This is a genomic window from Chryseobacterium urinae, assembly GCF_030518295.1.
Lineage (GTDB): Bacteria > Bacteroidota > Bacteroidia > Flavobacteriales > Weeksellaceae > Chryseobacterium > Chryseobacterium mucoviscidosis.
Map to the genome: position 1 here is coordinate 29662 of NZ_JAULSJ010000007.1, position 25101 is coordinate 54762.

Sequence of the window (25101 nt, forward strand, 5' to 3'; positions counted from 1 at the left end):
TAGTATTAAAAAATTGTGCCAAGAAAGTAGTAAAAAGCCAGTATTTAAGATTAATTAAGAATATTAACGAAAATTTATAGTATAGAAATTTTAAATCATCCTGCATCTAATTTTTTATCTCGGAATTAGATAAATACAGAAAAATTTAAATGATATTTATACTCGCTATGGCATAATAATAGGTTGATTAGTGGTAATTAACCAACACCATCACAAAATGAATTCTAATAATGAACAAAAAAGTATCAGAGGAAAAACCGTAGTAATTACCGGAGGAAGCAGTGGAGTAGGAAGAGCTACTGCGGAAGCATTTGCTTTGGAGGGATGTAATATTGTAGTTGCGGCAAGAGGCAAAGAAGCTTTGGACGAAACGGTAGCTTTATGCAGGGATTTGGGTGTTTCCGCCATGGCTGTTCCTACAGATGTTTCTATTGCGGGTGACGTTCAGAATTTAGCTAATAAAGCATTGCAGTTTAACGGCAGAATAGATATTTGGGTAAATAATGCAGGAGTAATGTCCAGTGGGAAATTTGAAGAAATTCCGATGGATGTAAATGAACAGGTGATTAAAACCAATCTTTTCGGATATATGCATGGAGCTTACAGTGTTTTGCCGGTCTTTAAAAAACAGAATGAAGGAATTTTAATCAATAACGTTTCTATAGGCGGATTTATGCCGGCTCCTTACAGTGCGGTTTACTCTTCCACAAAATTCGGAATCAGGGGAATGATGGAGTGTCTTCATGGAGAAATTTCAGATTTTCCGCAGATCCATATCTGTAATCTTTATCCACAGATTCAGCGTTCTACAGGAAATATGCACTCTGCAAAATATTCAGGGCTGGATTTTAAAGTTCCTCCTTTTGCTGCAGACCCGCGAGATACAGCTGCTAAAATGGTGGAATTGGCAAAACATCCAAAAAAAGATTTATTTCCGGATTTTACTTCAGCATTCCTGAAAAACGTTTACGGGTTATTTCCAAAACCTGTTATTAATACCGCTTCAGCAGTCATGAGACTGATGATGAAAGTGAAAAATGCCCCATCCGATTCCGGAAATATTCTAGAGCCTTCCTCAGAGCCTCACCGAATTTATGGCGAGACGATGCTTCCTGTTCCATCAAGAAAAACAAAAATTGCAGTTTTAGCAGGTTTGGGATTAGGTCTGGCTTATATGTTCCTAAAATTGAAATCCAATTCTTCAGAAAACAGTTAAATAAAAAATCCTTCAAATTGAATTTGAAGGATTTTTTTGCGGAGAGTGAGGGATTCGAACCCCCGGACCTGTTACAGTCAACAGTTTTCAAGACTGCCGCAATCGACCACTCTGCCAACTCTCCAGAAACTCCGATTATATCGTTGTTTTCAGTGGTGCAAATATAGAACTATTTTTATTTTCTGCAAAATAATTTTTAAGGTTTTTGGTGTAAAATTCAAAAACGGCTTTGTATCAGGAAGATAATTTTAAAAAAAATTAAGGCAGCCATTTCTCCGTGATTTAAAAAAGAAAAGCTGCCTTAATAAACTAATTGTACGTAAAATTTTAATTCCGATATAAATACGGGAATGTATAGAATCTCTTATCTCAAAGCGATTGTTCTGTTGAAGGTATTGCCGTTTTCCTCAATACTGATGATATAGTGATCGGCGGTATTAGGATCAAGATCAAAAGTCATATCCAATTCACCATTTTCTGCTTCTTTTGTAGAAGAATAATAAGTAGTCCCAGCATAATCTGCCACGGAAACTCTTACCTTGTTCTTCAGATTTCCAATATGAAGTTTAACAATATGATCTGATACGCTGAATTCCGGTTTGGTGATGACGGCAAAAGGAATTTTTTCAATTTCAGCCTTGTTATCATCGCTAATCTTTATCTTATATTTTTCAATCTTTTGCTCAGATTCTGCAATAAGGTAATAAGTTCCCTCTGTTAAATCCTCCAGATTATAAGTCTTTATCACTGAATCTTCATTTTCAAGCCTTTCGGAATAAAGTTCGCCATAAGAATCATTGTAAATAACCAACGAAATATTTTTTGCGTTGTTCACTTCAAAACGTATCGTTTTAGAAGTAGACGATGCGAAAGAAAGAGAAAAATCTTTGTCTTTAGCCATTACATTTGCAGAAACAAATAAAAAAGCTGCTGTAAAAACGGATTGAAATACTTTTTTCATATTGATAAGATTTTTATTATCAGTTATTTATATTGCAAATTTAGCTGCTCTTTCAAGATTGTACTACCACATGATTTTCATATTTGTGTATTATTTTAACTTTAAATGTGTTTATTGATCTAATATTTGTTAATTTTGTATATGAATTTTATTATTGCTTATGAAACATTCGCATCCCGCCTTTGAAGCTGTAAAACCTAATATAGGAAGCAGTTTTACAAGTCTTAAATTTCTTCGCAACGAAAATATAAAGTCTCATGTATGGCATTATCACCCTGAAATTGAACTGATTTTCGTTTGTGGAGGTTCCGGAAAAAGACAGATCGGAAGTAATATTTCTTACTTTTCCGACGGAGATCTTGTGCTTATGGGAAGTAATCTGCCGCACTGCGGAATGACGAATGAAAATACCAATAACGATTACGAGATGGTAATTCAGTTCAAGCCTGATTTTTTGGGAGAAAATTTCTTTGAACTTCCTGAAATGCAGAAAATTTCTGCTCTGCTGGAAAAATCAAAAGCAGGAATTGTTTTTTCGGAAAACATCAAAAAACAGATAGGACAGAAAATTGTAGCAATGCACGAATCTTCATCTTTAGAAAAACTGGTGAAATTTCTGGAGATTCTGGATGCTTTGGCTTCAACATCAGATTACAGAATTCTGAATGCCGGAAAATATTACCTTCAGACTCAGGTGGAGGATAATGAAAGAATCAATCTTATTTTTAATTATGTGAAAGATCATTTTAGAGAACAGATCACTTTAGAGCAGGTTGCAGATCTTGCCAATATGCGAGTGCCTTCTTTTTGCCGCTACTTTAAAAAAATCACCAATAAAACCTTCACACAGTTTGTCAACGAGTACAGAATTACCCATTCCTTAAAGCTTCTTGCAGAACAACCCTTAAGCATTACGGAAGTCTGTTTTGAATCCGGCTTTAACAATTTCAGTTATTTCAATAAGACTTTCAAAGAATACATTCAGAAAAGTCCGTCACAATACAGAAAAGAATTTAATTTTTTAATTGAATGATGCTGAATCTCTATAAAAACAAAAGAAGTACTTAAGAACATAAGCCTTTAACTTACTGTCTTAAATACTTCTTTAAATATGAAGAGATTAAAATTATTTTAGCGGAATTTTCTGCCGGAATTTCCATACTGTTGAGAAGAACTTACACCGTGAAAATTATTGTAAGTATAATACAGATCCTTAAAATAAATCTCGTTATCCATTTCGCTTTTTTCTGCTGCAAAAGGATTTTTTGGCATACTGAAAACTTCTTTTTGAGCAGATAATGCTTTTTGAACAGGTTTTTTCACGCACTTACAATGTTGATGATCGTTTTTTTCATGATCATGAAGCTCAACAATCTCTATCGCAGTGTTTTCTAAATTTCTGAACTTTTCAAAAGTTTTCAGATCTAGCGTAAATGCAGGTTCTCCGTGATAAAAATAATGATCAATAATATCAGGATGGTTATTATATTTCTGTTCAAGCGGGGCAGCGGAAGTATAGCCTTTGCATTGTGTGCATCGGGCAACTTGTATTTGTATCGACATATCTATGATTTTAAGTGTGTGCGTAGTCTATATCACAAGTTGTGCCATCATCTTTATTTTTTTTAACAAAATAATCACTTTTAAGAATAATATTCAGAAAATAAGCGATTTAAAAAAGTGAAATATCTTGAATAAAATACATAAAAAAAATCCCCGACTTTCGGCGGGGATAAAAACTAATAACCATGAAAACTCAAATTAAACATGAGAAATTCGATGCAAATATAAGAACAATAAAACAAACCCACGCAATAAAACGTGGGTTAATTTTGAAAAATATATTTAAGTGAAAAAGTGTTACTATCTTGTATTCAAACACTGTGCCGTGAATAATTTTTATAAATTAAAATTTTAACTAAAAATGTGGTATGTGGTTAAAATTTTACTCTTAAATCGCTGAATTGAAGAAAGAAAAATTTTCAAAAATTTTTTGTAAAAAATTTTAGATCATAAAATTTTTTTCTGCTATTGTGGTATGTGTTTTGATAATAGGTAAAAAATTCCTGTTTTTCGAAATATTGTGAGTATTTTTGAAGCTGAAGTAAATATAATTAATTATTGATTTTAAGTTTATATGATCTTAATTGTTGATGACAACCAAAGTAATCTCTATTCACTCAAAAAACTACTCGAATCCAAAAGTTTTCAGGTAGACACTGCAGAGTCTGGTGAAGAAGCGCTGATGAAGGCATTAAAAAATGATTACGCACTGATTATTTTGGATGTTCAAATGCCGGATATGGATGGCTTTGAAGTGGCGGAAACTTTAGCAGGATACAGCAAAACAAAGGAAGTACCTATTATTTTCCTTTCGGCTGTAAATACCGAGAAAAGATTTATCACACGCGGCTACGCTTCGGGAGGTAAAGATTATGTAACAAAACCGGTGGATCCGGAAATTCTGATGCTGAAAGTGAAAACTTTCTACAACCTGCAGGAACAGAATATTGCAATGAAAAAAACGCAGCAAAGTCTGGAGCTCGAAGTAAAAGGAAGAAGAGAATCTCAGGTAACCATGAAGTCGCAGATCGACCATTTTCACCTAATGCTCGAATCTCTTCCGCAGATTGCTTTTACCCTTAATGAAGACGGAATTGTAGATTTTGTAAATGGCAAATGGTACGATTATTCGCACTCTGAGAAAAATTTTCCAGAAACCCATCCCGATGATGAAAATATTCAGGAAGAATTTCAGCGATGCAGGAAAAAAGGAAAATCTCTGGAACTTGAAATCAGGATAAAAAATATTGAATCCGGCAATTTCCGATACCATCTCTTACGTGTAACTCCCGTATACGAGGAAGATACAATTAAAAACTGGGTAGGAACATTTACAGATATAGACGATCAGAAAAAAGTAGAGAAAGAAAAGGATGAATTCCTGAGTATTGCAAGCCACGAACTCAAAACTCCTTTAACGAGTATTAAAGCTTACGTACAGTTACTGGAAAGAAAACTGAAGCTTGATAAAGAAAGCGCAGAAGCCGGCTTTCTGACCAAAGTACAGGATCAGATCGAAAAACTGAACACTTTAATTACAGATCTTCTTGACGTTTCCAAAATTGAAAACGGAAAACTGAAAATCACTAAAAAACCTGTAAATCTTGAAAACGTGATCAGCAACGCGATCGATACAATCGTACAGACACACGAAAGCAGAGTAAAAATTAAACGCGACGGAACTAAACCTGATATTCTTATTCCGCTGGACGCAATCCGTATTGAGCAGGTTCTCATTAACTTTTTAACCAATGCCATAAAATATTCACCTCAAAACAATCAGGTGATTGTAACCACTTTTGTAGACGAAGAAGAGCAGGAAGTAAGAGTAAGTGTTACAGACTTCGGAATAGGAATTCCGGATTTCAAGCAGGAAGCTGTTTTCAATAAATTTTACCGTGTGGAAGAATCTTCACTTCAGTTTCAGGGAATGGGGATCGGTCTCTTTATCTGTTCCGAAATCATAAAGCAGCACCACGGAAATATAGGCGTTTCCAGCAAAGTAGATGAGGGATCTACATTTTATTTCACTTTACCTTTAAATTAATTTTCCATGCCGAAAAAAATTATAAGAAATCTTCAGTTCGGGATAGGATTTTCCATCCTCATCCTGATTGCAAGTTCACTGGCTTCTTACTTCAGCATTCAGAACCAGATGAACCACCGTGAAAGCGTTGGAAAAAGCAGACGCGTTGTAACGGCGGTAAAAGATATTCTGGTTGCGGTTCTTGATGCGGAAACCGGAAACAGAGGATATCAGCTTACCGGTCAGGAAGTTTTTCTGGAACCTTTTAAAAGAAGCATTTCAGAATATTCAAAGACATTTGAATATGCAAGAAGCCTGGAGATTACAGATCCAAACCAGAAAAGACTTCTGGATCTTCTGGAAAAAAATGTAGAGACCAATCTTGCCAATATGAAACTCTTTGTGGAAAACCGCAGAAGAGGTATCGTAATGACGCAGGAACAGATGGAAGACAGTAAGCAGTATATGGATCGATGCAGACAGATTGTAAAAGATTTCTCCGAATACGAAGAAAATCAGCTTGCTGTAAAAACCAAAGATCTTAATAAATCTTCACGCACAACCGTTTTCTTCATTATATTTTCTTCCATTGCCGCCATCATCGTTACCGCATTTTTCTATGTAAAACTAAGAGCAGATCTTATCCGAAGAGACAAACTTGAAAAAATGCTGAAAGCAAAAGATGAGGAAATGTCCAGAAGAGTAATCGCAATCAAGCAGATTGCCAACAGAATTGCCAACGGAGATTATAACCAGAGAGTCGTAGATACGGCTGAAGATGATCTCGGCGACTTGGTAGATTCTTTAAATAACATGACGGAATCTTTGAAATTGTCTTTTGATACTATTAATAAAAGTGACTGGAGACAGAAAGGTCTTGCCATTCTTAATGAATCTCTCGTAGGAAACAAATCGGTAAAAGACGTTGCCAAAGCATCTCTTCATCAGCTTATTGAATATGGAAACTGCATCAACGGATCAATTTATCTGTATGATGAAGGTTTACTTAAACTGAACATCGCTTTCGGACTGGAAAACAACATGAAAAAAGTTTTCGAACCGGGAGAAGGAATGATAGGTCAGACTTTCATCAGCGAAAAAACTCAGGTGTACAATAATCTTCATGAAGATGATTTTGTGGTAACCTTTGCAAGCAGCACCATCCAGATTTACGGGATTATGCTGATCCCTATTTTTGCAGACGGTTTCATTATCGGAGTTCTGGAATTAGGTTCAACTACCAACTTTGAAAAAGACAGAGTCGATTATTTCGTAGAGTGCAGCAGAAATATAGGAATTGCTTTAAGCGCGGCAAAAGGCCGTGAAAAAGAACAGCAGTTGCTTGAAGAAACACAGGCACAGTCGGAAGAATTGCAGGTTCAGCATTCTGAGCTGGAAAATCTGAATACCGAACTGGAAGCTCAGACCCAGAAACTTCAGGCTTCAGAAGAAGAGCTGAAAGTTCAGCAGGAAGAACTGATGCAGGCAAATGCAGAGCTGGAAGAACGTTCAAGACTGTTGGAAGAAAAAAATCATTTGATTGCAGAGCGCAACACAGAAATCCAGAAAAAAGTGGAAGAACTGGCTTTAAGTACAAAATACAAGTCGGAATTCCTCGCAAATATGTCCCACGAATTGCGTACACCGCTGAATTCAATCCTTCTTCTTTCAAGACTGATGGCGGAAAATCCGGATGAAAATCTTAACGAAGATCAGATAGAATCAGCTAAAGTAATACAAAGCTCAGGAAGCAGTTTATTAACCCTAATTGATGAAATTCTGGATCTCGCTAAAATTGAATCCGGAAAAATGACTCTGGAATATCAGGATGTTGTTATCAATGATGTGGTAAAAGACTTAAAAGATCTTTTCAATCCTGTATTTCAGGAGAAAAATCTTCAGTTTAACATCAATATCGATGAATCTCTTGAGAAAAATATTGAAACCGACCGTTTAAGAGTAGATCAGGTTCTGAGAAACCTATTATCGAATGCGTTGAAATTTACCACAAAAGGAAGCATCGATTTAAACATTAAAAAAGATCCTAAAAAAGCAGATTTTATTATATTTTCCGTAAAAGATACCGGAATCGGGATTGCAGAAGACAAACAGAAAATTATTTTTGAAGCCTTTCAGCAGGCAGACGGTTCCACAAGAAGAAAATTCGGAGGAACAGGTCTCGGATTGTCTATCAGCCGTGAAATTGCAAGATTATTAGGCGGAGAGCTTACCCTGAAAAGTAAAGTAGACGAAGGAAGCGAATTCAGTTTAAGCATTCCTGTAAAGGCAATTACTGAAGCTCCTCAGGTTGAAAAAGATCAGAATCTCGTAGAAATCATCCGTGAAGATGTTGAAGAAATTCAGAATATTCTTGATGAAAAACAAACGGAAGAAAAAGAAAGGGTAAATACCCTTCAGATTCCTGAAAATGTAGACGACGACAGAAATACCATTCAGGAAGGCGATAAAACCATTCTCATTATTGAAGATGATACCAATTTTGCCAAAGCATTGCTGAAATATGCTCATTTGCAGAACTATAAAGCTGTGATTGAAGTAAGAGGAGACCGTGGTCTGTCTGCAGCATTGGAATATCGTCCGCAGGCAATTCTGCTGGATGTTCAGCTTCCTGTAAAAGACGGATGGCAGGTAATGGACGATTTAAAATCCAATCCCGAAACAAAACACATTCCGGTACACATGATGTCTGCGCTTCATGTAAAGAATGAAAGCCTCATGAAAGGGGCGATTGATTTCATTAGCAAACCTGTTGCACTCGATCAGATGACCGATGTTTTCAGAAAGATTGAAGAAGCCCTTAAAAAAGGTCCGCAGAAAGTATTAATTGTAGAAGAAAACGCAAAACACGCAAGTGCATTGTCTTATTTCCTCAGCAACTTCAATATTTCGTTGTCAGTAGAAAATAATGTAGAAGACAGTGTGAAAGCTTTAACGGCAAATCATGTAGACTGTGTCATTCTGGACATCGGAGCTTCAAGAGGAAACGAATACGAAATTATAGAATCCATAAAAAGTTATGAAGGACTGGAGAATCTTCCGATCATCATCTTTACCGAAAGAAATCTATCCAAATCCGAAGAACTGAAAATAAAGCAGTATGCAGACTCCATCGTTGTAAAAACAGCACACTCTTACCAGAGAATTTTGGATGAAGTGGGATTGTTCCTGCATCTGGTGGAAGAGAAAAATAATTCCATTGAAAATGTAAGAAGCAAAACAATGGGATCACTTACGGAAGTTTTAAGCGGTAAAAAAATACTCATTACCGATGATGATGTCCGAAATATTTTTTCCCTTACCAAAGCGCTTGAAAAATACAAAGTAGAAGTTGTTGTTGCAATGGACGGAAACCATGCGATACAGCAGATTAAAGAAAATCCTGATGTGGATGTGATCCTGATGGATATGATGATGCCTGAACTCGACGGTTATGAGGCGATCAAGGAAATCAGAAAAATGCCTAAGTTCAAGAGACTGCCGATTATTGCCATTACCGCAAAATCCATGATCGGAGAGCGTGAAAAGTGCATCACGGCAGGAGCGTCAGATTATATCTCCAAACCGGTGGATATCGATCAGTTACTATCCTTACTTCGTGTTTGGTTATATGAAAGTTAAACAGCTAAAATTCTGATGAATAAAAAAATTCTTATCGTGGACGATGATCCGCGCAATATATTTGCTTTAAAACTCACCCTGAAAGCCAGAGGATACCACATTGAAAGCAGTACAATGGCTCAGGAAGCCATTGAAGTTTTAAATAATGACAACCATTTTGATGTGGTTTTAATGGACATGATGATGCCGGAAATGGATGGGTATGAAGCCATAAAGATGATAAAAAATACACCTTCTATCAGCAATATTCCCGTAATTGCAGTTACCGCACAGGCTATGCCTGAAGACCGCCAGAAATGTCTGGATGCAGGAGCGGCAGATTATGTTTCCAAGCCGATAGATGTAGACCTTTTAATGAACGCTATAGAAAAATTATCGTAAATGCTGGAACCAAGTATTGTAAAAGATGAAGAAGTAGAATATCTTATTAAAGATGTCTACGATATGTACGGCTACGATTTCTCACAATACAGCCGCGCTTCCTTCAAGCGCAGGGTGAACCGTATATGCCTGATCGACAGATTTACAAGCTTTGCAGAGTTAAGATATACAATACTTAATGATCCGGAATACCTGAAAAGATTCATCGAAGAAATTACCGTGAATGTAACGGAAATGTTCCGCGATCCTCAGTTTTTTAAGGCATTACGGGAGAAAATTCTTCCGCAGTTGGGAACTTATCCGCTCATCAGAATCTGGGTAGCGGGATGTTCTACCGGAGAAGAAGCCTACTCAATGGCTATTTTGCTTAAAGAGGCAAATCTTTACCATAAATCTTTAATTTACGGCACAGATCTTAATCCTTCCGTTCTGGAAACAGCAAGAGCCGGGGTTTTTCCTTTACAGCAGATGAAGCTGTATTCCGAAAACTACATTTTATCGGGCGGTAAAAAAGATTTTTCAGATTATTATACAGCCAATTATGACAGTGTGAAATTTGATAAAAGCCTTCAGGAAAAACTGATCCTTTCTACCCATAATCTGGTTTCCGACAGTTCTTTCAACAGTTTTCAGCTCATTATATGCCGGAATGTTCTTATCTATTTCGATCGCGGTCTTCAGGAAAGAGTATTCCAACTTTTCGACAGCAGTCTGGAAAATTTAGGTTTTTTAGCTTTAGGTGCAAAAGAAACCCTTAGATTTTCTAAATTAGACAAAAATTATAATCAGGTGGATGATCAGAAGATATGGAAAAAAATAGATCACCAGTAAGTTGTTTTTATCATGAAGAAGAGTACAAATATCGAACTGATTGTTATCGGAGGTTCCGCAGGAAGCTTGCAGGTGATTCTGGAAATGATTAAAAAAATAAACGAAAAGCTGGATTTTGCCATTTTGCTGGTAGTTCACAGAAAAGCACATTCCAACAACATTCTGCAGACCTTACTGCAGCAGTTTTCGCCTGTGGAAGTTATTGAGATTGAAGACAAGACCGAAATTCAGAATAATAAAATTTACATTGCTCCGGCAGATTACCATTTATTATTCGAAAATAAAAATATCATGTCTCTGGACAGCTCGGAAAAGATGAACTATTCCCGTCCTTCCATAGATGTAACCTTTAAATCTGCGGCGGAGATTTATGGCGACCGGATGATTGGTGTACTGCTTTCCGGAGCCAATGCAGATGGGGTGGAAGGTTTGGCATACATCAAAAAAAACAACGGAAAAGTCTGGATTCAGGATCCAGAAACCGCAGAAGTAGATTATATGCCGAAACATGCAATGGAAGAAATTAATTTTGATCTGATTATAAAGCCCGGTAATCTCGCAGAGTACATCAATCAGTTATAAAAATATAACCCCTAACTAAAGTTAAATAGATATGAGCAAGAAGAAAATTTTGATTTTTGATGATGATAAAACTATTTTAGAAGTCATCACCATCATTTTTGAAGAAAATGGTTATCAGGTCGAAATTTCGGAAACTTCACATGACATTTTGGAGAAAGTAGAGCAGTTCCAGCCGGATGTTATTCTTATGGACAACTGGATCCCGAAAATCGGTGGAGTGGAAGCAACAAGGCTTCTGAAAAATCATCAGGAATTTAAAAACATTCCCGTGATTTATGTAACGGCAAACAACGATATCATTGCCTTGGCGAAAGAAGCTCAGGCGGATGATTATGTTGCCAAACCTTTTAATCTTGAAGATTTAGAAGATAAAGTTGCACAGTATCTGCAGTAATATTCGAAAAATTTAAAGTAATTTTCTCTCAAAAAATAAAACTCCCTGTACAAAGCTGTACAGGGAGTTTTATTTAAACAATTTCCTGCATTTCCCTAGAATCGGTTTCAGGATAAATTTCAACTGCTTTCTGCATCTGTTCTGTTGTACAGACTCCGATATTTATTTCTGTGATTACAGATGTCAAAACCATTTTTATATCGGGCTGCGAAAGAATTTTTTCCGAGAAAGCAGTGGCAATAATCGGTTTTTTGGAAACCAGATTTTCGGTAAATGTATATTCTCCTCTCAAATCAATTTCTGTATTGAATTGCTGCTTAATGACTAATCTTAAATACTTGTTTATTAAATCTTTATTGGCTAACAGGTTTTCCATCTTCAACGTGTTTGTAATACTATAATAATATTCATGCCATACTTTCATTTTAAATCTTAAAATTTTCTTAATCATCATTTAAAATATAAGAAATACCATAAAATAGTGCAACCGATTGAATCGTATTTATATCTGATAACTGATTCTGTATTTACGGCAAGTAATTTGTTGCACAAAATAAAATTTGCATAAGAAACACCAAACATTTGAAATATGAAAGTAAGAACCTATCATGTACTGGTTGCTGCTTCGCTGGTAGTGGCAAGCTGTTCGGAAACCATCGAAGAAAATGGAGGAAATAACGGTCCCTCGCTTCCTCCGGTAGAATCCAATGCAGCCAATACGAATTATCAGCCGGCTTTTGCAGGACAGACGAGAGCGAATGGTGCAAAAACTTCTACCCCTTACGTAAGTGAAGTCGTTACCTCATCACTAACTTCGCCGTGGGGAATTACATCTCTGCCGGACGGAAGACTTCTCGTAACCGAGAAAGCAGGAACCATGAGGATTATAAGCAGTAACGGAACCGTAAGCAATGCCATTACAGGACTGCCTTCCGTAAATTCCGGAGGACAGGGTGGTCTGCTTGGCGTTTGTGTAGATCCGCAGTTTACTTCCAACAGAATGGTATATTGGGTATTCTCTGAAAATGTTTCAGGCGGAAATATAACTTCTGTAGCAAAAGGAAGACTCTCCAATTCAGAGACAACAATAGAAAATCCGACCGTTATTTACAGGGCAAATCCTTCTGCCAATGTCGGAAATCTTCATTACGGAGGAAGAATTGTTTTTGATAACACAGGAAATCTGTTTGTGAGTACGGGAGAACGTTCTGATCTTTCCACAAGACCTCTTGCACAGTCGGTAACCGCAGCTTTAGGTAAGATCCTGAGAATTACAACCAGCGGTCAGCCCGCAGCCGGAAATCCTTCATTTTCACAATCCGGAGCTTTGCCGGAATTATACAGCATCGGGCACAGAAACCCTCAGGGAATTGCCATCCATCCTCTAACCGGAGAATTATGGCAGAGTGAGCACGGACCGAGAGGAGGGGATGAGATCAACAGGGTTTTAGGCGGCAAAAATTACGGCTGGCCTACCATCACTTACGGAATTGAATACAGCGGAGCCACCATTGGCGCAGGAATTCAGCAGCAGACAGGAATGGAACAGCCGGTTTATTACTGGGATCCTGTAATTTCGCCAAGCGGAATCACTTTTTATAAAGGAAACACCATTCCGGAGTGGCAAAACAATCTTTTCGTAGCTTCCCTAAGCGGAATGCACATCGCGAGACTGGTTCTGGAAAACAACAAAGTAATAGGCGAAGAAAGGCTTCTTTCATCCGAAAACCAGCGTTTCAGAGATATTACACAGGGAACAGATAGCAATTTATATGCAGTGACGGACGGAGGCAGACTCTATCGAATCCGTAAACAGTAATTTCAAAAGATTTTTTAAGAATCAACGCCGGAAAAAGATATTTCATCTTTTTCCGGCTTTTTTATTATAAAACTTGTCTAAACTTTTTTCCGGCAAAAGAAGCAAAAGATTTTAACTTTAAGTTTAATACTTAAATCGAAAAAAAGATAATATAAAAGACTAAAATTAACGTGAGTTCAATTCAAAATCAATACAAATTATCAGTAGGAATGGGCTTTAGCCCATTCAAATAGTTTTGCGAAATAAAATGGCTTTAGCCAAAACTTAAAGTGAAATAAAAATTTCAGAGATTTAAAACCGTCATTATCATTAGCTGAGTTTCACGCCGTTGCGCTCGAAAAATATTTACATAAAAATTTCAAAACAGCCTCAGCGAACTTAGCGTTTTCAAAAAAGAACGTTAAGTGTGATGATGAAAATTAACGTGAGTTCAATTCAAAATAAATACAAATTATCAATAGGAATGGACTTTAGCCAAAACTTAAAGTGAAATAAAAATTTCATAGATTTAAAAACCATGATTATCATTAGCTGAGTTTCACGCCCTTGCGCTCGGAAAAATATTCTCATAAATTTCAAAGCAACCTCAGCGAGCTTAGCGTTTTCAAAAAAGCACCATAACAATCTCTGCTCAACATCTATTAAACCTCAATGAACACGTCTTTTAATATTCCAATGAAGTTATCCATCGATCCCGATACGTTATTCAATCATCTGGATAGGTTACGGAAAGATTCGTAGACGTATTTTACTCTTCCGGAATGGTCTTTCACCTCTTCGTATCGATGTAAAACGTATCGCGAGATCTACATGACATATCACGAGGATTTCAAGACCTCAGCGGACGCATTAACAACCTCAACGGACATGTTGAATAAAGTATCCTAACCATTATTTAACGTCTTCGAAAGAGTAGAGAACGTATCCGAAACCATACACAACGTATCCCGATAGGTTCAGAACGTATAATTTGAGGTTTAGAACGTGAAAATTAGGATAAATTAAAGGTGTATGAAAAAAAAACGGACAATGAAAATTAATCCATCGTCCGTACTAAAATTTAACATTAAAATTATTTTCCGCCGCCGCCGTTTTTCTCAACATCGGTTTTGGTATTTTCTTTTACTTTCTGGTTTCCGAAACGTTTTACAAATGAAATAGATGCTCCGTACCAGTCCCATTTTGAAGCATTTTGGAAAGTTCCTCCCTGCACAAAAGTGGTGGCATCGTAATTCGGTCTCTGGAAAATATTCATGAGCTGAAGGCTGACTTCCATCTGGGTTTTCGGGAATATCTTCGTGGCAGAAATATTATGGAAGACATTCGCTTTGTTCGTTGTGGAATTTCCGTTGTTCTGGTTAGAAACTTCCACCCATGCGCTCAGGTTGATATTTTTATTAAACAGATTCGTGTACGTAAGGTTCGTAGAAGCACTCAGATAGCTGATGTAGTTATTCGCATTTTCCAAACCGTTTTTCCTGTTAAAATCGCTGTTGTCAATATAATACCATCCTAGACCAAGATTCACTGTAAATTTATTTTTGAAGAAAGTCTGATTCGTATTGGCAAAGACGTAATACTTATGCACTTTCCCGAAAAAGTTGGATGGTTGGGTAATGGTGATGTTTTGAGGATTTCCGTTGATGTCATTAATGGTTCCCGTTACATAATTGGTCCAGTAATCCTGATCGGTAAACATATATCTCGCAGAGATAAAGTATTTTTTATGAATGCCTAACTTCATATAAACCCTGTCGCTTGGGTTGGGTTCCAGATCGATGCTTCCACGGCTGTAGAATCCGTCGCTGTTCGGGATCATGAACGGATTGAATTCCGCATACCACGGTCTCCAGATATTTTTGTTATACGTTAAGCTTAAATCATAATTGTCTGAAAAAGAATATTTCAATAAAATATTGGGCAGCAGTTTTCCGTAAGAGTCTCTTCTCGAAGTTCCTGCATTATCCTGACGTATTTTATAATCGATGTATTCATAACGGAGTCCGATTCTGGTTTCCAGTTTTTTAAAGAATGTTTTGCTGTAGTTGGCGTACAGGGAACTGATGTTGTCTTCATAGTGGAAAATATCTCCGGAACTTAGTCCTGTAAGCATATTTCCGTATAAGCTGTTTGGGATCACATTATTATTGAAATCGATCTTTCCGCCGACTTCAAAATTTCCGCCTTCTTTTCCGATAGGCTGCGTGTAATCTACTTTCAGGTAATAATTTCTGTTTTCGGTATCTGTAAGAACTCCGATTTCCTGTTTTTCATCCGGTTTGGATTTGTACACCATATTTTTTACAAAATAATCGTCGCTCGACTGTCCGTAATAATTGGAACCTAAATTAATGTCAAGGATTTTATTCTTTTCCTTATCATACCATTTATAAAAAATATTGGAGCCGAAGTTTCTGTTAAGTCCCGTAGAATTTTGGTGCTGAAGATAAGAATTTTCGAAGAGTCCGTTAACATTTCTCAATCCGTCTGCGTCGGTATTGGAAGAAGAGTTACTTTGGTAGTATTCAAGAATTACACCTACTGTATTTTTATTATTCAGTTCAAATTCTGAAGTGGAAGAAAGGGAAGGACTTTTGTATCTTCCTATGGTTTTAGAATTTCTGTAAGTTTCAGAATTTTCAGCATCCACTTTATAAAGACTGGAATTGCTCTGCACGTTGGTATTGTCGCTGTAGCTTCCGATGAAGGTCTGTGTAAAGCTTTTACGGTGATAATTTAAATTCAGGTTGGTATACTGAGAGTTTTTGGTGTTCTGCCTGTTGTTTAAGGTAACACTTCCTTTAATTCCTTCATCATCACGCTTTTTCAATACAATATTGATGACAGAACCTGTTGCTTCATATCGCGAAGACGGACTTGTAATCACCTCAATTTTCATCAGGTTGTCTGCCGGAATGGTTTTCAGGTATTCTTTCAGTTCCTTTCCTGTAAAAACAGACTTCCTGTCGTTGATATAAACGGTTACGGTTTCTCCTTCAGCTTTTATGGCATCATTGTTATCAATACTTACCAGCGGAGTCATTCTCAAGACGTCCCAAGTCGTGTTTCCTGCGAGAATAGAGCTGTTGGAAACATTAAAAACGGTTCTGTCTACTTTGGATTCAATGGTTGGTTTTCTTACCGTTACGGTAACTCCTTCAATAGCCTTCTCCTTAGATTTTAGAGTATCCTTTTCAGTCTGTGCAAATGTAAATATGCCCGCTAAAAAGGCAATCGGTATCAAAATATTTTTCATGTAAAAAAACTATGTTTCCTACATAAGACACTTAAAAGGGAATATTTGTTACATCACATCGTATTAATTCTATAATAAATTTTTAAAGGCTGAAACGTCAGTTGTTTACAGGAAACAAAAAAGCTATCCGGAAAGTACAGATAGCTTTTATTTAATTTTTACTGAATAACAGTGGTTCTTGTTCTTACAGTATGTGCTGAAAAATAGCCCAAAGCACCATTGCTGATGTTGCTTGGCGGATTGGCGGGAGTAATTCCTCCGCCGGGACCGCTTCCTGAAAGCTGTAGAAGTGCAGAATAATAGGTATACACTTTATCATCAATACACTGCATTTCTACATGGATCACATCTCCTGCAACCACTTTAATATCATTCGCGTTGCTGTCATCGTTGGGAAGCAGAATAGGTCTCTGGTTCGGTAATCCGTTGTTCACATTATCGGAAAATTCGGAGAAGAATTTTTTCGGATTGCTGTTTACGGTATACACAAACAGATAACGATTTCCTAAAGTTGCCGGATCTGTGAAAAGCGGCAGAAGCGTATAGCTCGTCTGTCCTGCCACAAGGAAAGAATCCTGCTCCAGACCGTCAAAAGAAACAGCCTGCGGCATTGTACTTTGTGCGGTATACTGTTTTCCTTCTGCGTTAATGGTTAACGTGTAAATTCTTCCGGGCTGTCCCACAAAGGTGGACGTTTTGTAATTTCCGTTTCCTGCATACTGAAGTGTTTCCGTCTGTCCTGCATTGTCACTCAGGATCACCTGTGCATTCGTCACGGCAGGATATTGGTTCGCCTGTGTAAAGGCTACGGATTTGGTAATCTTCACAAAATAAGGTCCTGTCTGATCGGTAATGTTTCCTTCAATAACAATCTGTCCACTCTGATCTTCGAGATCCAGATCTATTTCTTTTTCGCAGGAAGTGACTAAAAATAAAGACAGTATGATTAAAAATATATTTTTCATGAATTAAAATTTGAAATTATACGTAATGTTTGGAACCCATCTGAACAGGGCAGTCTGCATTGCGCGCGTTGTTCCCGGCTTATCCGGATTGTCTTCAAAAGTGATGGTGTAAGCATTTTCTCTGCCGTAAATATTATAAATTCCGAAAGACCATGATCCTTTAAAGCGTTTGTTGTTTACAGGTTCGTACGTTGCATTAAAATCCAGCCTGTGATAAGCAGGCATTCTATCTGCATTTCTGCTGCTGTACTGGAAAACCGTCTGTCCGTTCAGTTCATACTTTCCGGTTGGGAACGTAACCGCATTTCCGGTGCTGTATACAAAAAGTCCCGAGAACGTCCATTTCGGATTAAGCTGATAAGTGGCAACAACTGAAAGATCGTGCGTTTTGTCCTGTCTCGCGTTGTACCATTCATTATTATTGATTCCGTCGATTTTTCTCTCCGTTTTAGATAAGGTATAGGAAATCCATCCGGTTAATCTTCCGCTTTTCTTTTTGGCGATAATTTCAAATCCGTAGGCTCTTCCTTTTCCGAACAGCAGTTCGCTTTCCACGTCTGCTGCAGTGTCGAAAGTAATCTGGGCTCCGTTTTTATAATCGATCTGGTTCTGAAGAGACTTATAATAGATTTCAGCATTGATTTCATAATTATTGTTGCTGAAATTTCTGCTGTAGCCTAAGCTTACCTGATCTGCAATTTCAGGTTTTACCGTAAAGCTGCTTCCAATCCACTGATCCGTAGGATTTCCGCTTCCGCTGTTGCTTAAAAGGTGTAAATTCTGAGTATTTCTGGAATAGCCTCCTTTAATACTGCTTACTTCGTTAATTCTGTAGTTTGCCGTAATTCTCGGTTCTACATTAACGTATGTTTTCCCGAATTTTCCTTTTTCAACAAATTCAGAATCTGTAAGAACTCCGTTTTCATAGGTGTTAAACACATCTCCTCCCAAAACGCTGAACAGGGAAAGTCTGGCTCCGTAGTTGATCGTCAGTTTTTCGGTAGCTTTAAAATCATCATTAATATAGAAAGCATTTTCCCAGGAATATCTCGGATTTCTTGGATAGCTGCTCACACTTGTTCCGGAAGCACTGCTTGGTGTAATCGTATGATAAATAGACTGCAAACCAAACTTCACCGAATGCTTATTCCCAGCAAACCATGAAAAATCCTGCTTCAGGTTCCAGTCTTCAATTTTGGAACTCAGTCCAAAGGTGTTGTTATTGCTGCTTAAGCTTACATTATAATTGTAGTTGCTGTAAATTAATGAAGTATTGGAGAATAATTTGCTGCTGATAATGCTGTTCCATCGCAGGGTAGCCGTCGTATTTCCCCAATCACTTGAAAAAGTGTCGCCCAATCCCAAAACATCACGCCCGAAATAACCGGATAAATACAAACGGTTGTTTTCATTGATCTGATAGTTGGCTTTTAAGTTCAGATCATAAAAATATAATTTGCTGTCTTTGAAATCGTCCGTTGCTTTTAGAAATACATCGGCATACGTTCTTCTTCCCGAAACAATAAAAGAAGATTTCTCTTTCTGAATGGGACCTTCCACGCTCAGTCGGCTGCTGATTAATCCCAATCCTCCGTTTACATTGTATTCTTTGTTATTTCCGTCTTTCATTTTTACATCCAGAACCGAAGAAAGCCTTCCTCCGTATTGGGCAGGACTGTTTCCCTTGATAATGCTTGCATCCTTCAGCGCATCGCTGTTAAACGTACTGAAAAATCCAAGCAAATGGGACGCGTTATAAACGGCTGCTTCATCCAGCAAAATAAGGTTTTGATCTGTCGCACCGCCTCTTACACTGAATCCGCTGTTTCCTTCGCCGTTGCTTTTGATTCCCGGAAGGAGCTGTATGGTTTTCAGAACATCTTTTTCTCCAAACAGAACCGGAAGTTTTTCAATATTTTTAATGCTTAAGGTTTCGGTTCCCATCTGTGCAGAAGTAAGGTTTTTATCTTTTTTTACCCCTGAAATTACCACCTCATCTATTTTTCCGGTTCTTTCTTCCGCTTCGTTTTCTCCAGAACTCATTTCGAGATCCTGCTTGATGTTATCTTCTACGGTAATACTTTTCGTAAAATCTTTAAAACCGGGATTAGAGATCATCAAAGTATAATTTCCTTTGGGAAGAGAAAGCGAGTAGAAGCCGTAATCATTGGCTACCACAGCAATGGTAGGATCTTCGGCAACTTTCACCGTAACGCCAATCAGAAGCTCTCCGTTTTTCTTATCTTTCACAGTACCGCTCACAGAATATTTCTGCTGGGCAAAAACTGCCGTACTGAAACAAATTGCTGCTGCGGTAGTGGCAATTTTAAATGATAATGTCTGCATGTAAGTTTGTTTATTATTTGAATAATTCGTTAAACATAAATTATTACATCTCCTGTATGTGAAGAGAGTATAAAATTAATGCTTTAATCTGAACTTTGGCAACGTTCGGGAAAAGTTCATGTGAAAAACAGATTTTAAAGATTTTTATTGGCTTAAAATTTTTAAGAATACATGAAATTTTTTAAAATTTAAATAAAATGGTTTAGACTTTTAAGTTGTTAAAGTAAAAATTTTAAATGTTGAGTTTGCTTAAACTTTTTAAAATAAGAATAGTCTTATTGGAAAACGCAAAGGCGCAGGATTTTTATTCATCTCAAATCTTTAAGGCGCAAGAAAATCAAAGATTTTCAATAAGAATTGATGCTTAATTTTTATCGCAGATAAAATCTTTGCGCCTTAAAAAAAGACCATATTTAATAAATATTTTTCGTCGTTGCGATGATTATTGCTATTAAGGTAAACAAGTTTGTTTTTTAGATGAATTTAAAGTATTCCTAAAAAACAATTAAATATCCTATTTTTGCTAAAACTCCGGATAATCGTGAAGAATAGTTTAAGTTGGATTTTGATCTTATTTCTTTTGGTTTCGCTTTTAAACAATTGCTTGAGCAGCAAAGTTCAAAAAGAAATCAATCAGAAAAACACGTTCTTGGATAATCTGAGAAAACTGTATTCTTCAGGCGATTCTTCGCAATGGCCAAAACCTGTTCTTGATCCCGAATCTGCCCCGACTTTTGTGGAAATCGGACATTTACCGGAGGTAGAATTTCCAAAAGATAATCCCTATTCTTCCGAAAAAGAACTCTTGGGAAAAACGCTTTTTTTCGATCCCAGACTTTCAAAATCCAACCAGATTGCGTGTGCTTCCTGTCACGATCCGGAATTGGGATGGGGCGACAGCAGAACGGTTTCTTTCGGGCACGACAGACAGCTCGGAACCCGAAATGCAATGACCATTCTGAATGCCGCCTTTGCAAAATCTCTATTTTGGGACGGAAGAGCAACATCTCTGGAAGAACAGTCGCAGATGCCGATTCAGGATCAGAGAGAAATGAGTGAACATATTGATATTGCGGCAGGAAAAATTGCAAAGATAAAAGGCTATGAGATTTTATTTGAAAAAGCTTTTGGCGATAAAACTGTTACCAAAGACCGCATTTCCAAAGCCATTGCCACGTTTGAAAGAACGATAAAAAGTTCTCCAAGTAAGTTTGATGCGTTTATCGACGGAAAACCGGAAGTGTATACCAATGATGAATTGATGGGACTGCATCTTTTCAGAACAAAAGCGCAGTGTATCAACTGCCACAATTCGGGATATTTTTCGAATAACAGGTTTGAAAATGTTGGAACTTCTTTACTGGGCGAAAAAGGAGAGGATCTTGGAAGGTATGCAGTGACAAAAGTTGCGGATGATGCAGGGAAATTCAGGGTTCCGGGTTTAAGAGAGGTTTCCAAAACTGCACCTTATTTGCACAACGGTTATATGACAAGTTTAAAAGAAGTGATTGAATTTTACAGCAAGGGAAATCCTGAATATTCCCAGAAAAGATCTACTATATATGAAGGAATTACTTTGCATTCTCAAAAATCGGGTATGGTGAGAATGCTTGAGTTGTCGGATGAAGAAATTTCTCAGTTGGAAGCATTTTTAAGAACTTTATCCTCCAAAACGAAAAAAATAACACTGCCTGAACTTCCAAAATAAAACCTCCGGAAATTCCGAAGGTTCTGGAAGCAGATGCATTTTTACATACCTCTGCGAAAGTAAATATTAATAATTAATTTTTTGTAATTTAAGTTACTATATGAACATATTTAAAAACTAACGCTTCCTTTTGGTTGATAAATATTTCTCTAGATATACAAAATGTAAATGGTTTATTTGTATATTTGATGACTAAAAAACATAAAATTATGACTAAATTTATCGAGCTTGATGGCTTTAATGGAAAAGCTATCATTAATACAGCCAGTGTTTCATCAGTACACGAAGAATCTCGTGGCAGAGCAAACTATATTACTGTAAAACTTACAGATGGTTCTACAATATCTGTTGAAATGAAAATTGAAGACTTTCATAAATTGTTAACCGAAGGGGAGACTTCTGAGCCTCTCAATGACTGCTTCAAGTAGGATCTCTAAAGTTTTTAAGTCCTCTATCTTTTAAAATATTTATAATTTGTTCAACATCTTTATCGAACTTCTCTTAAAAATAGTTCTGTTTTGATTTTTCATTTTGTAAAATTTTAAATTAATAAAAAATACCAACTGTCATCGTTGGTATTTATATTAAACTTGTCTAAACTTTTTTACCGCAAAAGATGCAAAAGATTGTAAAACTTTAGTTGTTTAAGCTTAATACTTAAATGGAAAAAGAGCACATAAGTTTAAAAATCAAAGATTTTTTCTCTTTGCAGACTTTTGAAATACTTTAAATAAATCCCATAAAGTCTTTTGTCTCTTTTGCGGTTAAATTTAAAATGAGTTTAAACAAATTATTTTTAGGTTTGTGTAAAGCAGCGTATAGTTGCCTAATTTTTTATTGCTTTTACAGTATACTGAGAACCGTCTTTCATTCGGATAATCAACAAGTATAACCCTGAATTTAATGTACTTACATTAATTTCTTTTGAAGGATTTTCAATAGTTTTAATCATTCTTCCCGAAACATCGCTGATGCTCACAGATTTTACTTTTTCAATATCTGAAATGCTTACGGTATCTTTGAAAGGATTCGGATATACTTTAACTGTATTTTTAGCCGCTGAAACTTCGCCTGTAGCCAAAACAGGATTCTGTTTTACCTCAACATTGTCCAGTAAAACATCATCATAAAAATAACCGTTGCCGTTTACATTTTTATCTACCGTAAATCTCACCTGAATGGTTGTCCCGATGTAAGATGAAGGCAAAGGAATTCCTACAGGTCTCCATTGGTTGGAATTAGAAGTGTCGCTCCACAGAGAAACCCATCCGCTTCCGCTGTTTACTTCTACTGTAAGTTTGTTGTTGTCATAGGTTGAAGGACTCACTGTAGTACTTGTAGAGGTAGAGTGGTTTTTAAACCATTCAAACGAAATATAAGGAGACGTTAATCCTGCTAAACTTATGAAAGGAGTAATAAGTTGTACCGTATTAACTCCCGCTCCGCTGTACGGAGAACTCGCGTCTACCCAAGCGTAAGTTCCTGCTGCTCTTCCGTTATTGGCAAGGTTGGCTCCATAATCGGCACTTCCTGAAAATTTCCATAAAAGATTCGCGGTTGTACTTCCCGGATTGGTATTCGTCCAGCAATTCGGTACAGTTGCATTATCAAAAGTCTGGGTAAATGGCGCAGATAATGTGGCGCATGCTGTTGTAACCGAAACAGGTCCCCACCAGGTACTTTTATCTGAACTGCTGCATGCAGATCTTATCCAGAAGTTGTATGTTGTAGCCGGAGCAAGCCCGTTGATGGTTGTTGAAGTTGCAGTACTGCTTCCTGAAGCTGTGGTTGCAGCAGTTGGTGCTGTGGTGTTTGTAGAATAATAATATTCATATCCTCCTGCCGGAGCAGAAGCCGGAGCCGTCCAGGAAATTCCTGCACTGTTTGCCAAAACATTAGACGAAGTTAATGCAGAAGGAGCAAAACATGACGGAAGAGGTTCCCAGTAGACATCATCGTAATAATAAGATTTTCCGTCTGCTGTATTTCTGATCGCCAGTCTTGCGTTGGAAGGAACAGAAGAAGGAACGATCACTGAATATTCGCTTGTTGAACCATAGCTGGTGTTGCTGATGCTTAAAGCCTGTAACAATACAAATGTTGAGCTGTTTACCGGATTCGTAACGTATCCTACATTCAGTGTTCCTGTCGCTGTGCTTACTCTTGCTTTTAATCTTAACCAATGTGTTCCTGCATTGATATTGCTGAACTGAGGAAGAACAACGGTTGTTGGATTTTGAGTCGTTGAGCTGTACTGGTAAATATTTCTTACGCCCGAAGCCGGTGTTGTAGAGGTGATTGTCTGGCTTCCGTTCGTATCAATAATTCTTGCCCAGCAATCCGGTACGATATTTCCTGTGGCATAAGACTCAAAATCTTCAAACATGGAAGTCATGGCTCCGCATAATGTTTTGAATGTGCCTGAAAAAGACCACGCGCTCTGACTTGCTGCACCGCTGCAGTTTGCTCTTACCCAATAATAATAGGTGGTATTAGGATTTAAACCCGGAATTGTAGTTGAGGTTCCCGAAACTCCCGGAAGATTAGGCGTTGCTGCCGCAGCCGGAGGTGTATTGGTTGTGCTGTAATAAATATCATACGTGGTAGCAGTCGTTCCCGTTGCAGGTGTCCATGAAACCGCTGCAGAATTTGCCGTAAGAGTTCCTACCGCATTCAATGTAGGAGGTGCACAAGTGGAATAAGCATCTGCTGAAAATGCAAAAACATTGGTGTAGCCCTGTGTGGTTGATGTTTTGGTAATCGTAATGCTTTGGATGGGCTTTGTCTGATTGGCTGCATCTAACGTCAGCAATGTCTGGTACAATCTCGGATTGGTTCCGCTCCCTGATTCCAGAGTGTCGTTTGTTCTGTTGATTCTTCCGAATCCCTGTATTGCGAATCCGGTTCCGTTATACCAGTCTGAAACCGCAACTCCCATAAAGGTCTGGGAAGTGTTGTCGGTAAAATTGACGGTTACCGTAACGGTAGAAGCACCGCTTCCGCTGGTTGCAAGCATATATAATTTAAATGCTGCCATCGGCGTTGAGAAAGTTATTGTGCCGGAGTCATTTTGGTTAGCCAGCTTCAGGGAATTGTTTGCACTGTAATTGGCTAATTTATAAGATAATCCCGGAGTTGTGGAAACTACACTGTTTACAATGCCGTCATTCGGTAAACCGTAAGTAAGGGGAGTACTGGAAGAAGTCAGTTGAAAATCTCTCGATACAAAAGCGAATGAAACGCCGTCTACATCGGTGGAGGTAGTTACTGCGGAAGATCCGACTCCGTTTGCAATAACATCGGAATTAAGTCCGGATGAAATGAGCATTGGCTGGAAATTTTGAGCTGCTGCCGTAGAAGCTGCCAAGACGGCTCCCGCATACATTGCTCTTGAAAGTAATTTTAAATTCATGC

At 37.5% G+C, this 25101-nt stretch carries 18 protein-coding genes and 1 tRNA gene; 11 read left to right on the plus strand and 8 right to left on the minus strand.

Annotated features, from left to right (window positions below; all coding sequences use genetic code 11):
* Nucleotides 1-217 precede the first annotated feature (217 nt).
* A complete protein-coding gene (locus QWT87_RS05850) occupies nucleotides 218-1216 on the plus strand; it encodes an SDR family oxidoreductase (protein WP_302714695.1) in 999 nt (332 codons plus the stop codon).
* 39 nt (nucleotides 1217-1255) lie between these two features.
* On the opposite strand, the gene QWT87_RS05855 is transcribed toward QWT87_RS05850, so the two are convergent.
* Together QWT87_RS05855 and QWT87_RS05860 are read right to left on the minus strand one after the other, a co-directional pair.
* Nucleotides 1256-1340, minus strand: a tRNA-Ser gene (locus QWT87_RS05855).
* Between the two features lie 240 nt (nucleotides 1341-1580).
* The gene (locus QWT87_RS05860; RefSeq protein WP_302714697.1) at nucleotides 1581-2177 is read right to left on the minus strand and encodes a hypothetical protein; all 597 of its coding nucleotides are present in this window, start codon (nucleotides 2175-2177) and stop codon (nucleotides 1581-1583) included.
* Nucleotides 2178-2337: 160 nt separating this feature from the next.
* Here QWT87_RS05860 and QWT87_RS05865 point away from each other — a divergent pair, with 160 nt between their 5' ends.
* Nucleotides 2338-3210 carry an AraC family transcriptional regulator gene (locus QWT87_RS05865; RefSeq protein WP_302714700.1) on the plus strand — a complete coding sequence of 291 codons (873 nt, stop codon included), beginning with the start codon at nucleotides 2338-2340 and terminating at the stop codon, nucleotides 3208-3210.
* 98 nt (nucleotides 3211-3308) lie between these two features.
* Here the strand turns inward: QWT87_RS05865 and QWT87_RS05870 are convergent, their stop codons facing one another.
* Nucleotides 3309-3740 carry a hypothetical protein gene (locus tag QWT87_RS05870; protein WP_302714702.1) on the minus strand — a complete coding sequence of 144 codons (432 nt, stop codon included), beginning with the start codon at nucleotides 3738-3740 and terminating at the stop codon, nucleotides 3309-3311.
* Nucleotides 3741-4314: 574 nt separating this feature from the next.
* Between QWT87_RS05870 and QWT87_RS05875 the strand changes: the two genes are divergently transcribed.
* The 6 genes from QWT87_RS05875 to QWT87_RS05900 are packed head-to-tail and all read left to right on the plus strand — an operon-like array spanning nucleotide 4315 to nucleotide 11593.
* Nucleotides 4315-5787: a hybrid sensor histidine kinase/response regulator gene (locus QWT87_RS05875; RefSeq protein ID WP_302714704.1), complete on the plus strand. Its 1473-nt coding sequence runs from the start codon at nucleotides 4315-4317 to the stop codon at nucleotides 5785-5787.
* 6 nt (nucleotides 5788-5793) lie between these two features.
* Nucleotides 5794-9405, plus strand: coding sequence for a response regulator (locus QWT87_RS05880; RefSeq protein ID WP_302714706.1), 3612 nt, complete (start codon nucleotides 5794-5796; stop codon nucleotides 9403-9405).
* A 15-nt stretch (nucleotides 9406-9420) separates the two neighbouring features.
* Entirely contained in the window at nucleotides 9421-9786 is a 366-nt protein-coding gene (locus QWT87_RS05885) for a response regulator (RefSeq protein WP_185205636.1), read from the plus strand.
* Nucleotides 9787-10617 (plus strand): CheR family methyltransferase, encoded by an 831-nt coding sequence (locus tag QWT87_RS05890; RefSeq protein WP_302714710.1) that lies wholly within the window; start codon nucleotides 9787-9789, stop codon nucleotides 10615-10617. It begins immediately after the preceding gene.
* Nucleotides 10618-10629: 12 nt separating this feature from the next.
* On the plus strand, nucleotides 10630-11199 hold the full coding sequence (locus QWT87_RS05895; RefSeq protein WP_302714713.1) for a chemotaxis protein CheB: 570 nt from the start codon (nucleotides 10630-10632) through the stop codon (nucleotides 11197-11199).
* A gap of 31 nt (nucleotides 11200-11230) precedes the next feature.
* Nucleotides 11231-11593 (plus strand): response regulator, encoded by a 363-nt coding sequence (locus QWT87_RS05900; protein WP_185205633.1) that lies wholly within the window; start codon nucleotides 11231-11233, stop codon nucleotides 11591-11593.
* A gap of 73 nt (nucleotides 11594-11666) precedes the next feature.
* Here the strand turns inward: QWT87_RS05900 and QWT87_RS05905 are convergent, their stop codons facing one another.
* On the minus strand, nucleotides 11667-11969 hold the full coding sequence (locus tag QWT87_RS05905) for a hypothetical protein (protein ID WP_302714718.1): 303 nt from the start codon (nucleotides 11967-11969) through the stop codon (nucleotides 11667-11669).
* Nucleotides 11970-12182: 213 nt separating this feature from the next.
* On the opposite strand from QWT87_RS05905, the gene QWT87_RS05910 reads away from it, so the two are divergent.
* Nucleotides 12183-13412, plus strand: coding sequence for a PQQ-dependent sugar dehydrogenase (locus QWT87_RS05910; RefSeq protein WP_302714721.1), 1230 nt, complete (start codon nucleotides 12183-12185; stop codon nucleotides 13410-13412).
* A gap of 1072 nt (nucleotides 13413-14484) precedes the next feature.
* On the opposite strand, the gene QWT87_RS05915 is transcribed toward QWT87_RS05910, so the two are convergent.
* From QWT87_RS05915 to QWT87_RS05925, 3 genes are all read right to left on the minus strand, one after another.
* Nucleotides 14485-16668 carry an outer membrane beta-barrel protein gene (locus QWT87_RS05915; RefSeq protein WP_302714723.1) on the minus strand — a complete coding sequence of 728 codons (2184 nt, stop codon included), beginning with the start codon at nucleotides 16666-16668 and terminating at the stop codon, nucleotides 14485-14487.
* Nucleotides 16669-16826: 158 nt separating this feature from the next.
* Nucleotides 16827-17633, minus strand: coding sequence for a DUF4249 domain-containing protein (locus QWT87_RS05920; protein ID WP_302714725.1), 807 nt, complete (start codon nucleotides 17631-17633; stop codon nucleotides 16827-16829).
* Nucleotides 17634-17636: 3 nt separating this feature from the next.
* Entirely contained in the window at nucleotides 17637-19979 is a 2343-nt protein-coding gene (locus QWT87_RS05925) for a TonB-dependent receptor (protein WP_302714727.1), read from the minus strand.
* A 604-nt stretch (nucleotides 19980-20583) separates the two neighbouring features.
* Here QWT87_RS05925 and QWT87_RS05930 point away from each other — a divergent pair.
* Both QWT87_RS05930 and QWT87_RS05935 read left to right on the plus strand, forming a co-directional pair.
* On the plus strand, nucleotides 20584-21687 hold the full coding sequence (locus QWT87_RS05930; RefSeq protein WP_337250571.1) for a cytochrome-c peroxidase: 1104 nt from the start codon (nucleotides 20584-20586) through the stop codon (nucleotides 21685-21687).
* Nucleotides 21688-21896: 209 nt separating this feature from the next.
* Nucleotides 21897-22115 carry a hypothetical protein gene (locus QWT87_RS05935; protein ID WP_139326077.1) on the plus strand — a complete coding sequence of 73 codons (219 nt, stop codon included), beginning with the start codon at nucleotides 21897-21899 and terminating at the stop codon, nucleotides 22113-22115.
* Nucleotides 22116-22513: 398 nt separating this feature from the next.
* Here the strand turns inward: QWT87_RS05935 and QWT87_RS05940 are convergent, their stop codons facing one another.
* Nucleotides 22514-25099, minus strand: coding sequence for a fibronectin type III domain-containing protein (locus QWT87_RS05940; protein ID WP_302714732.1), 2586 nt, complete (start codon nucleotides 25097-25099; stop codon nucleotides 22514-22516).
* Nucleotides 25100-25101 lie beyond the last annotated feature (2 nt).

Bases quoted from the DNA above. Each gene is read 5' to 3' on its own strand.
- QWT87_RS05850 (WP_302714695.1), top strand. From the start codon at position 218: ATGAATTCTAATAATGAACAAAAAAGTATCAGAGGAAAAACCGTAGTA.
- QWT87_RS05860 (WP_302714697.1), bottom strand. From the start codon at position 2,177: ATGAAAAAAGTATTTCAATCCGTTTTTACAGCAGCTTTTTTATTTGTT.
- QWT87_RS05865 (WP_302714700.1), top strand. From the start codon at position 2,338: ATGAAACATTCGCATCCCGCCTTTGAAGCTGTAAAACCTAATATAGGA.
- QWT87_RS05870 (WP_302714702.1), bottom strand. From the start codon at position 3,740: ATGTCGATACAAATACAAGTTGCCCGATGCACACAATGCAAAGGCTAT.
- QWT87_RS05875 (WP_302714704.1), top strand. From the start codon at position 4,315: ATGATCTTAATTGTTGATGACAACCAAAGTAATCTCTATTCACTCAAA.
- QWT87_RS05880 (WP_302714706.1), top strand. From the start codon at position 5,794: ATGCCGAAAAAAATTATAAGAAATCTTCAGTTCGGGATAGGATTTTCC.
- QWT87_RS05885 (WP_185205636.1), top strand. From the start codon at position 9,421: ATGAATAAAAAAATTCTTATCGTGGACGATGATCCGCGCAATATATTT.
- QWT87_RS05890 (WP_302714710.1), top strand. From the start codon at position 9,787: ATGCTGGAACCAAGTATTGTAAAAGATGAAGAAGTAGAATATCTTATT.
- QWT87_RS05895 (WP_302714713.1), top strand. From the start codon at position 10,630: ATGAAGAAGAGTACAAATATCGAACTGATTGTTATCGGAGGTTCCGCA.
- QWT87_RS05900 (WP_185205633.1), top strand. From the start codon at position 11,231: ATGAGCAAGAAGAAAATTTTGATTTTTGATGATGATAAAACTATTTTA.
- QWT87_RS05905 (WP_302714718.1), bottom strand. From the start codon at position 11,969: ATGGAAAACCTGTTAGCCAATAAAGATTTAATAAACAAGTATTTAAGA.
- QWT87_RS05910 (WP_302714721.1), top strand. From the start codon at position 12,183: ATGAAAGTAAGAACCTATCATGTACTGGTTGCTGCTTCGCTGGTAGTG.
- QWT87_RS05915 (WP_302714723.1), bottom strand. From the start codon at position 16,668: ATGAAAAATATTTTGATACCGATTGCCTTTTTAGCGGGCATATTTACA.
- QWT87_RS05920 (WP_302714725.1), bottom strand. From the start codon at position 17,633: ATGAAAAATATATTTTTAATCATACTGTCTTTATTTTTAGTCACTTCC.
- QWT87_RS05925 (WP_302714727.1), bottom strand. From the start codon at position 19,979: ATGCAGACATTATCATTTAAAATTGCCACTACCGCAGCAGCAATTTGT.
- QWT87_RS05935 (WP_139326077.1), top strand. From the start codon at position 21,897: ATGACTAAATTTATCGAGCTTGATGGCTTTAATGGAAAAGCTATCATT.
- QWT87_RS05940 (WP_302714732.1), bottom strand. From the start codon at position 25,099: ATGAATTTAAAATTACTTTCAAGAGCAATGTATGCGGGAGCCGTCTTG.